Source organism: Niallia sp. FSL K6-0212 (assembly GCF_038007605.1).
In the GTDB taxonomy this organism is placed as follows: Bacteria; Bacillota; Bacilli; order Bacillales; family Cytobacillaceae; genus Niallia; species Niallia circulans.
Map to the genome: position 1 here is coordinate 4038674 of NZ_JBBOXL010000001.1, position 15806 is coordinate 4054479.

Here is a 15806-nt window from a genome sequence, read left to right on the forward strand (position 1 = left end):
CTTACTCAATTCGCATAGGTGGTAGAGTGTCTGTAGCAGAACGGAAACAAATATCTTTCCCTTCTCACACTCTCTCATAAACTAAAAAGGTATGCGGGTAAATATTTTGGTCATCAACTTCCCCTTTTTTTTCACTTACCAGCTTCCATTCCTGCCAATTTAATGCCGGAAAAAAGGTATCTCCTGAAAATTCATGATCAATTTGTGTTAAATACAATCTATCTGTTTTCTTAATTGTTTCTGCAAAAAGCTCCGCTCCGCCAATAATAAAAATTTCCTCAGTCTGTTTCTCTTTGCACCACTCATAAAAATCTTGAATAGAATGGAGAATCGTGCAGCCTTCACACTGATAGGCAGAATTTCTCGTTATGATGACATTTTCACGATTAGGCAAATTTCTGCCAATTGAATCCCTTGTTTTTCTACCCATTACGATTGGATGCCCAGTTGTTATTCTTTTGAAATACTTTAAATCATTCGGCAAATGCCAAGGTAATTGATTATTTACTCCTATTACATTGTTACGATCCATGGCAACAATTAAAGAAATCATACGCTTACTGCTCCTTTAATATGAGGATGGGCTTCATAATTGATAATTTCAAAATCATCAAATTCGAATGAGAAGATATCTTTTACATTTGGGTTAATTTTCAACTGTGGCAACGGCTTAGGATCTCTCGTAAGCTGCAGCTTTACTTGCTCAATATGGTTCGTATAAATATGAACGTCACCAAATGAATGCACGAATTCTCCTACCTCTAAATCACAAACTTGTGCAATCATATGTGTTAGTAAGGCGTAGGAAGCTATATTAAAAGGCACTCCTAGAAATACATCTGCTGATCGCTGATACAATTGACAAGATAATTTGCCTTCTGCTACATAAAATTGAAATAAACAATGACAAGGTGGTAATGCCATTTTCTCAATATCTCCTACATTCCAAGCACTCACTATTAGTCTTCTTGAATCAGGATTTGTTTTGATGGCATGAATTAATTCCGAAATTTGGTCAATTGTATTCCCTTCTCTTGTCGTCCACGAACGCCACTGATGACCATAAACAGGACCTAAATCCCCTTTTTCATCTGCCCATTCATTCCAAATGCGGACATTATTATCTTGTAAGTATTTCACATTAGTATCACCATTTAAAAACCAAAGTAATTCATGGATAATTGAACGTAAATGAAGCTTTTTTGTCGTAATTAAAGGAAAACCTTCGGAAAGATCGAAGCGCATTTGATATCCGAACGTACTAATGGTTCCAGTTCCTGTACGATCTTCTTTTTTTACACCATTTGTTAAAATATGTTCGCATAGATCTAAATATTGTCTCATTTTTTAAACACCCTTTTTTTATTAATCAAGCTATTGAATAGAAGCGATATAATGATATGTTTTTGGAGCATACTCAAAAAGTTTTTCCTTTTCCGTTCCACCAACATAAAACATAGCAAATGTTTCGGCGAAATATTCTTCCGCATATTGTAGAAAATATTGTCTAGTTGGAAATAGTCTACTTTTTTCTTCATTCCATATTGCTTTATATCCTTCTGTTTTACTTCCATATTTTAAAATTTTATAGTCAATAGAATGGGCTAATTCATGATACTCTAAATTAACTGAACTATGACCTTTTCCCTTTTCGCTTGCGCCAATCTTCACTAGCACAACCTTGCCTCCCCCAATACCAGGTACATCATCCCATGGTTTTTGGGAGGTGTATCCTCTAGGAATAATACCAGCGAATTTCTGTGCCGTTTTATTATCTGTTAATTTACCTGTAAATAATTTCACCTTTATTCCACTAGATTGTATCTTATTTAATAGAGTAGGAGGTAACTTATTTAATCTTTCAATTATAGTAGCTGCTTCTGTTTGGTCAAACTTCGCATCAGGCAGTATAATAATATTCCCTAAATTTTCTTTTGCATCGGTGGAAAGATGTGCTTTAACAACTGTTAAATCAGACAGATTTTTTAAGTATGTTTCATTATTTGGAAGCTGTGAGTTTCCCATAAGAATACTGGTTGCTGCTATCATTCCTACTGGTGCCAATCTTTTGAGCCATCTCATCCCTCTTCCTCCCCAATAAACCGACTGCACTTTTTATCCATTACTCATTCATCGGATAAGAATATACTAATCTATTAAAATTATATCATGTGGAGTCAACGCAAAATACTAGTTAATATTGGGTAAGAATTCCTAAAAAAATCCAAAAGAATAAAACATAGAGAAATCACCGCATACTTCTATGTTCACTCTTTTGGACATATGTCAGCAAGGAGAAAAATCAAGACAAAATTTTAATAGTTTTCCTCATTAAACCTCTAAACCATAATTCCGACATAGTGCAGCAAGTCCTCCAGAAAAGCCGCTACCTATTGCGTTAAATTTCCATTCTCCGCCATGTTTATAAAGTTCGCATACAATCACAGCTGTTTCAACTGAAAAATCTTCCCCTAGATCAAATCGGAGAATCTCCATATTATTATCTTCATTTACAACGCGAACAAATGCATTTGAAACTTGTCCAAAATTTTGTCTTCTTGCTTCAGCGTCATGGATGGTTACTGCAATCCCAATTTTGCTTACATGTGCAGGGATTTTTGTGAAATCGATAATGATTTGCTCGTCATCCCCATCGCCTTCTCCTGTACGGTTATCACCTGTATGTTCCACACCGCCGCTAGGATGAATAAGATTATTATAGAAGATAAAATCCACATCATTTATCACTTTCCCATTGTCATCGGCCATAAATGCCGATGCATCTAAATCAAAGCCAGCCCCACCGTCATATTGGTTAATATCCCAGCCTAATCCAATAATTGCTCTTGTTAAGCCTGGATTTGTTTTAGTTAAATCAATTCGTTGTCCTTTAGAAAGATTAATACTCAATTTCTATTCCTCCCTCGTCAAATAATAGATGGATCCTCAAATTACTATTGCTTTACCCCTATCATGAAAACGATTTAACCAACTCTCCTAAACTACCAGCATTTGTACCTGTGCCAACAGCCGCAAACTTCCAATCCTGTCCATGTCTGTATAATTCTCCAGCTATTACACTAGTTTTCCCTGCATAATCATCTGATAAATTGTAGTGAATAAGTGATTGATTCGTCAATGGGTTAACAATTCGAATAAAGGCATTTTGAATCATTCCAAAATCTTGTCTTCTTTTTACTGCATCATAAATATTAACAACAAATATGAGTTTATGTATATGTGCAGGAACTTTACTTAAATCAACGCGGATTTGTTCATCATCTCCATCCCCGTCACCTGTTAAATTATCGCCTGAATGGATTACACTGCCATCGCGACTTTTTAAATTGCCAAAATAAATAACATCACTATTTGCTTGAACCTTTCCTTGTTCATTTACCATAATTACAGATGCATCACAGTCAATACTTGCTGCCTGTCCTCCACCAAAAAGAGAACCGAATAAGCCCCCGCCCTTATTTTGTTGAACAGGATCCCAACCAAGTCCAATTAAAATTCTGCTTAATCCTGGATTCCCTTTTGTTAAATCAACTCTCTGACCTTTTTGCAAATTAATCGCCAATATTCCCAACTCCTATGTATGATATAATTTTACTTTTTTAAAGTTTTTTATTTTAACACTAATTCACACCGATTATTTAGCTCTAAAATAACGTCTTTTAATATTTCTCTACTATCTTATGATTCTAAAGTGCAATCAAACTCCTAGTAATAAACTAGTATCTTTCCCGATTAATGTTAAGATGGATGATATATTTTCTAAGACAATTTCTCGCCTCAGAAAATATATCCATTTCAATCAATGCAGCTAAACTTTATAGAGTTTCGAAACACTTTTCTTATCAATTATTCTCATGATAATTCATAAAAAGTGATTGGAATTAACTCTCTCATTAACCTTGAAGTTTCATTTGCTTAAAGTTATTTTGTAATTCTTCTAATTTCTTTGTGCCTTCTTCTCTTAACCGCTTATTTTCTTCTTCAATTGTTTTTGTTTCTTGCATTCCTTTTATAATAATATTCCAAGATTCTTCAATCGTCTCAATCTTAATGCTGGGACTTCCTGCAAGTCTTGCAATATCGACGCTTTGCTGGGATATATTTTGCGCATTCTTGACAAGCATTTCATTTGTTCTTCTGTCCAGTTCACTCATGCTATCTGCGACTAATTTTTGTCTTTTGGCAGCAACAGCTTGGATTAGTCCATTTTTGAAAATTGGAATCGTCGTAACAAATGCCGAATTAATCTTTCCAATTAATTTTGTATTTCCTCTTTGAAGCAAACGTATTTGCGGTGCTGTTTGCAGAGCAACCATTTTGGCCATTTCTAAGTCATAAACCCGCTGATCAAGGAGCTCTATCGCATTTCTAAGGGAGTCGAGCTGCATACCCGCTAATTGATCTCCAGCAGTTGCTTTAGCTTCGATTTGCGGAAGCACTTGTGTCTTTAATTCTTCCGACTTCATTGCCCCTGCAACTGCATATTTTTCGAGCGTCAAATAATATTGATAATTTTGCTCATACATTTCATCAAGCATCGTCGTCGAATCAACCATTTCATTTTGATATTTCGATATTTCAACATATACTTTATCAATCTCTTGTCCCATAGACTGATATTTCCCAAAAAGTTTTTCCATAATCTTTTCGCTTTTTTTAAACAGTTTGCCAAAGAAACCTTTTGACGCATCTTCAAAATCTTTCTTATCAAATTTATCCATTATTCTGCCGAGCTGTTTTAATAATTCTCCGGAATCTTCCACTTTAGTAGTTCTCATATTGTTAAGAATTTTATCGGAGAATTTTGAAATTTGCGTTGCCGGCTCTTTCCCGAATTCAAGAATCTGAATTTGATCCTTTTCATCAATAGACTGGGCCAATTTTTGCACTTCTGGCTCATTTCTAAGCGCTAATTTAATTTCTGATACTTTTTCTTCTGTTAATAATTCTGCGACCTGGTTATCCGCATTGTTTATATTTGATGGTTGCATGTTCATCCATTATCTCCCTTTCTACTCTTTAAAAATCCGCCAAACAGTCCCCTTTTCAAAAAGGATGGCTCTTTATACTCCATATCAAATACAACGTCCTCGAGCCAATGGGCATCAAATAAATTGTCTTGTATAAAGTTCTCCATATCGACATGTCCAGGTGGATTATAAATAATAATATCAACACCCAATGCATTCATTAAAATTAACATTGCTGCATCTTCTCGCGTGAATACGCCGCTTTTTTCTGTTTTAAATAATACAATACTTGGTACTTCTTGAGAGTAATCAAATTTTTGCAGCATTTTTAAAAGTTCATCTGGTATAAGTAAACATTGTGAAAATAGAAAAATTGCTACATCTTCATCTGATTCATCCGATTGTTTTATAAGTACTGGTCTTGAGCATACTCTTGAAATTGCAGCAGCTATCCCTTTTTGTAAGCCGGTTGGCAGCTGTTTATAATTCCAATAATGGGCACTCATCATCTTTTCCGGATCAAGTAAACCGTTTCTTCCCAGCGCTCCGCGATAATGATATCGGTAATCGCTAATAATTGCTCTTGTAAACGGAAAATCTTTAATCAATAGCGTATCCTCTCGATTGACTATTCCGTGAATACGATCCCAGTATTCTTTGCGATTTTTACTTACACCAAATATTTTAGCAAAAATAGCAGGGATATGCACTTCTCCATTTTTCACTTCAAAGTTTGGTCGAATCATAGCAAGCTCTTTCTCCAAAAGAAAAATTTCATCATATGTAGTTTTTAGGGTAACCGAAAAGGGGATATAATCTCTAAATTGCCATGGTTTATAAAGATTGGATCCCTCATGATGCAGTATACTCTCAATTTCCTTTGACGCTCGATATGCTACAGTCGCTGTTCTTTTTCTTTCTTCTGTAGGAAAGCTTTCAGGTTCTTTCCGTTGTGGATATTGATGCTGAAAAAACAGCTCCTTATCTAGCTTTAACTTTTCTAAAATATCTGTGCCATTAGGATGAACCATTACAATATCACACCCAATGGTAAGGAGATAATAGATAAAATAGGACTGACTTTTACTTGCATCACCATACCAAAGAAACTTAGGCATATTTTCATTTAATTCGGTTTCTTCTAAGACAGGCTGTAAATGATTAATCGACCATTTTACAATATCCACTACTAATCTTCTTAAATCCTTATTTTTCAAGCCGTTTTCTTCCAATTCTGCGAAATGCTGAATTACTTTAATAAAACTTTCCCGCAATTTCCGATGAATAGCTGGAACAGAGGATTTTATCAGTACATTCTCTCCGTCAAGAAAAGCAACAAATCGATTAATGGATAAATTCTGCTCATTCATTCGATTAAATACTTTTTGAATAGATTGGAAATGCTGATTATCGATTGTCCTATCGAGTGTTTCATCTGTTAATAAGTGTAAACCAGTATTATCTTTATGTATCCAATTAAACAGCTGATTATAATATTCATCCTCGTCTAGCGATATTCCCAGTAGTTTAACGACTGCCTGCCCGAAAGTAAATATACGATTACTGGTATCATATAATGGTCTTTCTTTAATAGGCTTTAGCAAAAGTTTAAACCAGTTTTCTTCAGACAATGGAAGTATTATATTATTAATGGTATAAAAGTCTTTATTCATTTTCTCCACTTCCTAATTTTAAACCAAAGATAACTTTCTATCTTTATCATAGCATAGCTCCTTGTAAACACTAAACATTCTACTTTATATTTATTTACGAATTTTTAATAAAAAAGTTTCATTTTTTGTAGTCCGAAAAGAAATCTTTCGTAAGATTTTAAACTGTATATAAACCCACAGAATTTTAGAATTATAAGTTTGTCTATAGTATATCCTATGTATAGGGTTATTGCTTTTTGTTTCAGGGGTTCACGCTTAGCCGCGTTCTGCTTTCAGACTGCAAGGTCTCAGGCTATCCCGCTTATCCTACAGGAGTTCCCCCCTAACCACCACAAGCAGCACATAAAAATCCCATTTAATTTTACTAAATCATTTTATCGTCACACTGAAATCTTTCGTAAGATTTTTCTTTATACTCTTCAACCTGTGTTTTTAGCACCTAACCTTCTGTTTGTGCATATAATACAGTACAATAGGCGAGTAGGTGCTAACTATGAGATCATTTTTTCGAAAATACACATATCATGAAATTGAGACAGATTTAAATTATGTGCAAAATGTTCTATCTTCCAACATGTATGTTTTTATTGATTTAATCTTTATTTCTCTAATAATTAGTTTTTTTATGGCCATCTTTTTCGAATCTATCTTATTTGGGATTATTATATTTGTTTGCTGCTATTTATTCTTTGTCGCCATTTATTGTTTATTGCTCAAATTGATAAAAGATTCACCTGATGATCTATAAAATATATTTATCTTCATTCAAATCCATCTCTTTAACGACTCTAAGGCGACCGTGATTCGGTCGCCTTAGAGTCGTTAAAGAGTAAATTCTTTATAAACTTTTCTTAAGATTTCTTCTCCAGCAGACGCACCTTTATGAGCTGTGGCTTTATGAGAGTATCTACTTGATTCACCACATATTAACTCGCCATGCCTAGGAATAAACGCTGTTTGGCATATATTTAAAAAAGGTAGATCCAATAAGGAATCTCCAGCTCCAATTGTTTGCTCGATTCCTTCTCGTTCCTTTATATACTTTATTGCCTCTCCTTTACAAACAGGACTCGGCATAAAGTAAAGCTTTCTTCCTTGCAATGAGATATTCCAGCCATTTGCTGCTGCTATTTTTGCTAGTTGTATTTTTAAATCGGAGTCTATAGTGGTATTTAGCACATAATAAAAGAAAAGATTATCAGCAATTTTCAATTCTCCAGGGAGAGAATACTCTCGGAGCATTTCCAATATCTCCTCTTTTTCGATACATTCCACACCAAGCTTCCGCTTTAGCCTTTCTTCCCACTCTTTCATGATTTCTCCATTATGATGTATTCTTGCCCCGTTACTGGTTACACAGTAAGATACCGGTACATCTCTTTCAAATATAAAGATCCGCTTATATTGCTCATATGTTCTTGTTGTCACAGGAATAAATAAATAGTGGGAAGCAATCTCTTTCAATAAACCATAGCTCTCCTTTGTCATAAAAGAGACATACTTCCCATTCTTCTCTTCGACCCCAATCATCGATTGATTCCAAGGAGTTTCCATTTCTTCTAAAGCACGTTTGGAATAAATTAATGTTCGATCTAAGTCAGATGCAAATAATTTCATCCCTCTTGCACAACCTTTTTAATCAAACCGCAGCATGTATAGCTCATTTGGGGATATGGAATTATTTCTACGCCTCTTTCTTCGGCAAGCAAAACGATGTGCTGCACATAAGGACTATCCGGATCTTTCATTAAAACCTTCCATGGCACTCTTCTTAAAAGGACTCTTGTAGTTTCTCCAACGCCTGGTTTAACATAATGCGTGCTCTCAATATGAAATTCCTCCTTAATGGCTAGAACTTCTTTCATCCCTCGAAAATCAACGGATTGATCAAAGCCATTCTCATTCATTCTTTCTTCAACTTGCTTTGAATTAATATTTTGAAAAGCCTCAGTAATTTTATCTAAATAAATATTTGATACATCATATGGCTCTAATTCCTGATAATATTTAGCACCATGAAAATCATCCATTTGAATATATCTTTCATTTAGTACGGTACGGCTGACAAGTCCAGACACAGTGGAATTTAAGCAAGCACTCGGTATCAAGAAATCTTCTCTCGTACCATAGAGTGTAGTACAGTATCCTGGATCTGCCAGTACAGCTAATGTATCATCTAAGTGAACCTGATATTTATTAAAAAAACTTTCACAGGCTTTTGTTAATTCAATTGAAATAGCTCCTTTACCTGTCCATCCATCAATAAATTGGATAGCAGATCCTTTATGTGTTTTTAATATGTACTTAATGGCATTTTCATCTATCCCTCTGTCTCTGATGATCGAAATACTATAGTGCGGTAAAGAAACATGATATTTTTCTTTTAAATATCGCTTAATTAATATCCCAATAGGAGTACCAGCTCTTGCTAATGAAACTAAGACCGTTTGTTTTCCATGTTTACGATAAATCTGCTCTGCGACAACTGCGGTACTAAGTGCTACCTTATCTTTATAATCATGCAGTGTCTTCCAAAAAAGCTGTAAATACTGTTCTGGTGGATTATATTCGATTGGTAATGTTTCGCTATAATGTGCTCCACTTTGAATCTTTTTTTCTCGTTCCTCGGTGGAACCTTCTAGTATAATTCCGTTTAAATTTTTCAAAAGAAAAATGACATCTTCACTATTATAAGATCCGAATTTCACTTGCTCATTTATGTTTAAATGCATCTTTACCTCCCGCTAAAATAGACGATATTAATCTTTTTTACCTGAACTGCTTTTAATGCCGTCAGCAGCTCTTTTAAGCTATCTTCTTTCACATTTCTCTCAAAGAATAAAAATATGTCATCATATTGATTAGGCTTTACATTATATAAGAAATTTACAATCTCTTTATCTTCTGGATTTGCAAAACAATATGCTGTTTGAGCTCCATAATGCTCTTCATTATGTGGATAAATTGGACTTCTTGTAGTCGATTGATAAGATATGTCTTCCCCCATGAAGCTAGCTAACTTCATGGGTATATACATAAATTCTCCTGTTCCGACACAAAGACTAGTTCCCCTCCTCTTCTTCTTGAGCATCTTTGCAGCCTCTTTTATCCAATCATCTGTTCCTTCTTCTGTATGAATCCCAAACCTGCCAGTATCCTTTAAATATCGGAAGCTATTGCACTCACCCGCAAGATTTGAAGACGTCAATGGCACAATGCGATCTTTCACATAATTTTCTAGACTAATATATTCTATCAATGGATTCCCTTCATTTGTTACCAAACTCTCCATTTTAGGTGTAAGATTTATTTGCTCCCCAACTAATTCAAAACTACCTTTCAATAAGGAGACAGATTGCACCGTTATTTGCAGCTCTTCTTCAAGAGCTTTCATTTCTAATTGCCATTTATTAGAGCGCCAATCGAGAATGGATGCCACCGTATATTTATCTCTTGGATAGTTTCTATGGAGATCTCGGATAATATTAATCGCTGTTTTTCCAGTTGTGAGTTCATCATCAACGAGAATTATTTCCCGATTATTAGCAAGAATATCCGTTTTTACGTAACATCGATGGGAAGTGGCATGTGAATGTTCTTCTTCAAATGAAATGATTGGATCCAGCTCGTTAATCTTTTCTCTTGTGGTATGAAAAAAGGATGCTTGTTTAAAAGCCTTGAAAAAAGAGTGGCCAAGTGCAGTTGCTGTTTCGGCAAAGCCAATAATAATAGGATTGCAAACTTCTTTTTGGATAAAAGGCTTATCCAGGAAAGGCAAAGAGGAATCATGATAAATCTCCAATAATTTCTCCTTTTGCGGTGAGTGCTTTCCTGTCATAATTTCTTCATATCTCGCTGCAAGCATAAAACCTGTTAGCAGACCTTTTTTTGGTTCTATTGGCAAATGCTTTCCCAGTAGTCTACTGACAAATAAAAACGCCCGTCTTTTATTGATTCTTGCAGCCATTTTAAAAAAGTCCTCGATAGGAAGCTGAAATGGATTTTCTTTAACATAAATGTCCATCTGTAAATGATCAATGATTGGTAATGAAATTTTCTTGTTTAAGTAAGTCAATGTATGTAAATCCTTCATGGAACACCCCGTAAACCTTTGATTTTAAAATAATTTTTTGCGCCCAATATAAATGAGGCTTAATTTCATTCATTTTATTGGAGAAACTACTTTTTATAACACCAATTTCTCCATTATTGCTATCCATAATATTTAATGCATCCAAATATTCTTCATAGGAAACAACGTTTAATGCCTGAACTGGCTTTATATGGGTCGGATGAATAATCGTTTTCCCTGTTAATCCATTCGTTATATCCATCATAACTTCTCTTATTAATCCGTCCATATGTTTATCAATTAGCTGTGTTCGCATACTCATTCCTGCTTTTCCATAACGTTTTCGAAAAGGTGTCTCTCTTAATTGAGGAATTAGAAATCTTTCTTTCGTCGTAAAATACTCCCAGACTGGTCCAGAAACAACATAGGCACTATCTGCCCGTGTAAATATATTAATAATATCTGAAATACAATCTCGAATAATGGCAATATCATATATGGTTGTTTCTGGGCTTCTACGTATCCCATATAATCCACAAAAATCAGTTGCACCTATTCTAACATTTAAAATTAAGTGCTTATAATCATCAAGCACTTTTTTTATGGAGAGAAGCTCATTCATTCGCGTTTCTTTTTCAATTATTTTTTTCGTTTCCAATATCGGCATTGCATATAAACAGTATCCGAGCTTGTTATATTTTTGTAATTCCTTTAAAATAATTTCTCCTGCTTCTGCTTCAAATTTTGGTATTACAATACCTGTTAATAAAGCGATCTTATCACCAAGTATATCCATTAAACTTAAAAACTGCGCAATGGAACGGATTCTAATAAAAATCAATGGCAATTCACTCTTTATCAGGGAGCCATTTTGGATAGCATGATCAATATCGGTTAACTCTTCTACTAATTTTCTTTCTGCTAAATCGACCTCATGATCGCCAATAGAATCCTCCAGACAAATAACCATAGAGGTTAAAGCAGGATGTTTCTTTCTCAATAAGTCCTGATAAATATTAGGTCTAGTTGCAGGCATATACAATGTCGAAGCAAGTGCGTAGGATAATACTTCTTTCTCCGAAGTGCTAAACACCTCTTCTGGTAATTTGAAGAAAAGACGTTCCAATTGTTTTTCATTTAAGTCAGAGAATAATTTCATTTCCTTTGCTCCATTCCAGTATTTTCATTCCATTTATATACTATTCTGAAAATTCACAAATAAATAGTTTTGTTTGAAAGAGGATAATTATTACTATTTTACTATAAAATTCATTTTTTGAGTATTATTTCGTTATGAATGGCTTTAGCTGCATCCATAAGGTTTTTATAGAGGTTTTCGGGAAGGGTTACAGCAAAGAAGTTTTCTTATTAATAAAATAGAGGATATCCCTAGTACTAACTATTGACAGAAACTAGAAATATCCTCAAAATTATTAAGCCTCGCCTTGTTGTTCTGCTTTCTTTTTATTTTTAAAGTGAATAACGAAAGTTGCTCCAAATGCTATTACTAACAATCCGAAGAAATAAATATGTTCGATGTGAATATCAAAAACGCCTAATAGCATCTTAACTGCGATAATCAAGATTAGAATATAAGCAGTTGCTTCCAGCTCTGGAATTTTATCAATTAATTTAAGGAAAACACCCGCTACACCACGCATCATAAGCACACCAAGAATACCACCCAGTAATAATACCCACACTTGGTTACTGACACCAAATGCTGCTAAAACACTATCCACTGAAAAGGCAATATCCATTAATTCAACAGAAATTACCGTTCCCCAAAATAATCCGAATGTGCGAATAAGAATTCCATTTTTGTTGATTCCTTTATTCTCTTCTTCTCCGTCTTCTGGTTGATTCGCAGCTTTTTTACGATCCACGAAGTACTTAATAGAGAGATAGGCCAAATAGGCCGCTCCTAGTATTTTCACCCATGAGAATTCGATTAAATAAACACCAATACCGATAGCTATAAAGCGGAATATGTATGCACCTAGTAACCCGTAAAACAACGCCTTTCTTCTTTGTTCTGGTGGTAAATGCTTAACCATCACGGCAAGAACTAATGCATTATCCGCTGATAACAAGCCTTCCAATATTACAAGTGTTCCAATATAGCCCCAGCTGACTGGGTCTGTTAGTACCTCACCCCACATTTGCCAGTTAAAAAACTGCGCATATGTATCTATAATCGTCTCAAATATCCCCATGAAAAAAGGTTCCTCCTAAAATATGCTTATAAAGTCTTAGCCAATTTGCAGACCAAAGTCTGTTGCTAATGCAGCTAAACCACCTTGGTAACCACTGCCAATAGCACTAAATTTCCATTCATTATTATGACGATATAGTTCCCCAACAACTAACGCTGTTTCAATAGAGAAATCCTCTCCTAAATCGTAACGAATCAATTCCTCATTAGATTCTTCGTTAACAATACGTACAAATGAATTAGAAACTTGTCCGAAATTTTGATTCCTTGCTTCTCCATCATGAATGGTAATCGTAAAAGTAACACGTTGAATATTAGCTGGAATACTTTTTAAATCTACGATAATTTGTTCATCGTCTCCTTCGCCTGCGCCTGTACGATTATCTCCGGAATGAACAATCGCACCATTTCCACCTGATGGATTATTGTAAAATACAAAGTCAGCATCATTTGTTACTTTTCCATTTTCGCCAAGTAAGAATACAGAAGCATCTAAATCAAAATCAGTTCCGCCATCATACTTATTTAAATCCCAGCCTAAACCAATAATTACTTTTGATAAACCAGGATTGCCTTTTGTTAAATCTACTTTTTGTCCTTTGGATAAACTAATTGCCATAATCTTTCTACCTCCAAGTTTTTTCAGTATAGTTCCTTTACGTAATCATAGATAAAAAAGTTTCAATTTCCCCTTTTTAGCTCATCCACTTTGGCGGAGTATTTTTATCCCAGTAAATTTCTCCAAGTGCATAATGAGTTTGGAATTGATCATGATACGTGTGGTAATGGAAGTTAAAATAATAACCTTCCTGTGGGGGACGATCCCTTCTTACATGAAATCGGATAATATCCTCGTTATCTCTCGTAATATGAAATATCCGTTCACTTGTACCTGCAGCAGGAAATTCAGTTACTGTTAAATAACTTAACTCTTCTTCTGGAAAAATATGAGTTACTTCATTAATTGCTTTTTCCATATTTGGAAGAACAACTAAACGAAATTCATCTTCAATTACTGGTTTAATTTTTGGCCCGAATTTTAAATAGCTTTGTGCTTCTGCTTCCTTCATCATATTGCTGATAAAATCTGCTCTTGAGAAATTTCCCTCAGTACTATCAACAAATATCGCTTCATCTTCGATACTTTCTCTAGCAAATGGTACTTCTCGCTCATCAATTGGTTTCTTATCATTATTATTATTATTTAAAAAGGTTGCTGGTGATGGTGAAACAAGACCAAACGTTAAAATAGAAACAAATACGACCAGGCTTTTACGAAGCCAATTAGGCATTTATTACACCTCGCTTTCCGCATCCTGATGTTAATATATGAAAAAATATTTATAGAATAAGTATATATTATTTACTAGCTAATCTTCTACTATTATCCTTATCATAGAGGTTATTTTTTTATTATTCTTTTTTTAACCAGATTCCATAATGGAATTTAGCTGTTTTACGCTTCACCTGTTCAAATTGAAATTGGTTAAATCTGCTGCTCCTAAAATGATCTTTCCATACGACTCTTTCTTTCGCCACTCGCTTTGCTTGATTGATTAATTCTACCGACACTTCTTCATAAAGTGCTAGTTGTTTTAACGGGTTGATTCCAGCTGATGAAATAGTTTCCTCAAACATAGGATCAAAATATACGCAATCTATACTATTGTCTTCTTTTCGAGCAAGTGCCTCTAATGCGTTAATATGCTTGACTGTAACCCTTCGCATTGCCTCATCAACAGCGGCATTACTCGTCTCCCATTCTTTCAAACCTACTTTTACAAGAAAAGCAATCACTTGATTCGCTTCTAATCCTTCCACTTTTCCGCTACTGCCCACGACATAACTTGCAACAATACTATCTGAAGCAAGTCCTAAAGTACAATCTAAGAAACTCTTTCCCTTTGTTAAATTGGTTGCGTCAATAAAAGGATCATTTTCCTTATTCATCAGCCTTTTTATTCGAAAGACTGCTGAATTTGGGTGAAAAAAGAAAGGCTCCTCTCCATTTAACGAACAGAACTCAAATCTATTTTTCCCAATTATCAGAATATCTGATTGATATTGCTCTTTTAAGTGCTGAATAGATACTTTTTCTCTCCTGACATATCTGCAGTTGAAGTCTTTGGCAATTCTATCTGCGAGAATTTGCATGTCCTTATTTGTCCTACCGGCAGTTGTTACAATCATATTTTTTCTCCTACTTCTATGTAATACTATATTCAATACGAATCATGTTAAGATTAGGTCATCATTATAAAATAGATAAATTTAAATTATCTATCGACGAATATAAACCCTATACAAAAAACCTAAAAAAGAAAGTCCATGAGAAAAAAGGTAACCCTTTATTCTCATGAACCAAGTTTTTAGCAATATTGTTCAAAAGCTGATACAAGATTTTCCATAATTGCTTCCATTGAATTTCCTTCAATATCGTAGCGATGAATAAAATGAACAACTTTATTATCTTTGATTAATGCCATGGACGGAGAAGAAGGCTCAATATCCCCGAAAAATTCGCGCATTTTTGCTGTTGCCTCTTTATCTTGGCCAGCAAATACTGTTACTAGTTGATCTGGCTTTTTTTCAGATGCAAGCACTGCCTGCGTTGCTGCTGGTCTTGCTAAACCTGCAGCACAACCACAAACAGAATTAACCACTACTAAAGAAGTACCTTTGTTTGTTTCAATAAATTGTTCCACAGCGTCTTCTGTCAGCAATTCTTCAAAGCCTGCTTGGGTTAATTCTGCTCTCATCGGTTTTACCACTTGTTTCATATACTCATCATATGCCATTGACATAAGTAATCCCTCCATAATATACGTATATTTTATTCCTAAATATACATTAGA

16 protein-coding genes are annotated in these 15806 nt (G+C 34.6%); all 16 read right to left on the reverse strand.

Going from position 1 to position 15806, the window contains the following annotated elements; translation table 11 throughout:
* Window positions 1-64: 64 nt before the first annotated feature.
* The 16 genes from MHH96_RS19315 to MHH96_RS19390 all read right to left on the reverse strand — a co-directional run bounded on the left by MHH96_RS19315 (window position 65) and on the right by MHH96_RS19390 (window position 15755).
* Window positions 65-553 carry a dihydrofolate reductase gene (locus tag MHH96_RS19315; RefSeq protein ID WP_047940452.1) on the reverse strand — a complete coding sequence of 163 codons (489 nt, stop codon included), beginning with the start codon at window positions 551-553 and terminating at the stop codon, window positions 65-67.
* A complete protein-coding gene (locus tag MHH96_RS19320; protein WP_047940451.1) occupies window positions 550-1344 on the reverse strand; it encodes a thymidylate synthase in 795 nt (264 codons plus the stop codon). Before MHH96_RS19320 ends, MHH96_RS19315 begins: the two co-directional genes overlap by 4 nt.
* Window positions 1345-1374: 30 nt before the next feature.
* A complete protein-coding gene (locus MHH96_RS19325; RefSeq protein WP_061796437.1) occupies window positions 1375-2082 on the reverse strand; it encodes an anthrax toxin lethal factor-related metalloendopeptidase in 708 nt (235 codons plus the stop codon).
* A gap of 249 nt (window positions 2083-2331) precedes the next feature.
* Window positions 2332-2910 carry a TerD family protein gene (locus tag MHH96_RS19330; RefSeq protein WP_047940449.1) on the reverse strand — a complete coding sequence of 193 codons (579 nt, stop codon included), beginning with the start codon at window positions 2908-2910 and terminating at the stop codon, window positions 2332-2334.
* A 61-nt stretch (window positions 2911-2971) separates the two neighbouring features.
* On the reverse strand, window positions 2972-3583 hold the full coding sequence (locus MHH96_RS19335; RefSeq protein ID WP_047940448.1) for a TerD family protein: 612 nt from the start codon (window positions 3581-3583) through the stop codon (window positions 2972-2974).
* A 331-nt stretch (window positions 3584-3914) separates the two neighbouring features.
* Window positions 3915-5018: a toxic anion resistance protein gene (locus MHH96_RS19340; RefSeq protein WP_095259065.1), complete on the reverse strand. Its 1104-nt coding sequence runs from the start codon at window positions 5016-5018 to the stop codon at window positions 3915-3917.
* Entirely contained in the window at window positions 5015-6664 is a 1650-nt protein-coding gene (locus tag MHH96_RS19345) for a YceG family protein (protein WP_047940447.1), read from the reverse strand. Before MHH96_RS19345 ends, MHH96_RS19340 begins: the two co-directional genes overlap by 4 nt.
* 822 nt (window positions 6665-7486) lie before the next feature.
* Entirely contained in the window at window positions 7487-8281 is a 795-nt protein-coding gene (locus MHH96_RS19350) for an HAD family hydrolase (RefSeq protein WP_047940446.1), read from the reverse strand.
* Window positions 8278-9396 (reverse strand): cysteine protease StiP family protein, encoded by a 1119-nt coding sequence (locus MHH96_RS19355; RefSeq protein ID WP_047940445.1) that lies wholly within the window; start codon window positions 9394-9396, stop codon window positions 8278-8280. Before MHH96_RS19355 ends, MHH96_RS19350 begins: the two co-directional genes overlap by 4 nt.
* Before the next feature lie 2 nt (window positions 9397-9398).
* Entirely contained in the window at window positions 9399-10757 is a 1359-nt protein-coding gene (locus tag MHH96_RS19360; protein ID WP_172885238.1) for a phosphoribosyltransferase family protein, read from the reverse strand.
* On the reverse strand, window positions 10699-11895 hold the full coding sequence (locus tag MHH96_RS19365; RefSeq protein ID WP_047940444.1) for an HpcH/HpaI aldolase/citrate lyase family protein: 1197 nt from the start codon (window positions 11893-11895) through the stop codon (window positions 10699-10701). The genes MHH96_RS19360 and MHH96_RS19365 overlap by 59 nt, the downstream gene beginning before the upstream one ends.
* 274 nt (window positions 11896-12169) lie before the next feature.
* Window positions 12170-12952: a TerC family protein gene (locus MHH96_RS19370; protein ID WP_047940443.1), complete on the reverse strand. Its 783-nt coding sequence runs from the start codon at window positions 12950-12952 to the stop codon at window positions 12170-12172.
* Window positions 12953-12988: 36 nt separating this feature from the next.
* Window positions 12989-13570 (reverse strand): TerD family protein, encoded by a 582-nt coding sequence (locus MHH96_RS19375; protein ID WP_047940442.1) that lies wholly within the window; start codon window positions 13568-13570, stop codon window positions 12989-12991.
* A 76-nt stretch (window positions 13571-13646) separates the two neighbouring features.
* A complete protein-coding gene (locus MHH96_RS19380) occupies window positions 13647-14243 on the reverse strand; it encodes a YpjP family protein (RefSeq protein WP_047940441.1) in 597 nt (198 codons plus the stop codon).
* A gap of 121 nt (window positions 14244-14364) precedes the next feature.
* The gene (locus tag MHH96_RS19385) at window positions 14365-15141 is read right to left on the reverse strand and encodes a class I SAM-dependent methyltransferase (RefSeq protein WP_047940440.1); all 777 of its coding nucleotides are present in this window, start codon (window positions 15139-15141) and stop codon (window positions 14365-14367) included.
* 179 nt (window positions 15142-15320) lie between these two features.
* Window positions 15321-15755: a BrxA/BrxB family bacilliredoxin gene (locus tag MHH96_RS19390; protein ID WP_047940439.1), complete on the reverse strand. Its 435-nt coding sequence runs from the start codon at window positions 15753-15755 to the stop codon at window positions 15321-15323.
* Between the last annotated feature and the right edge of the window lie 51 nt (window positions 15756-15806).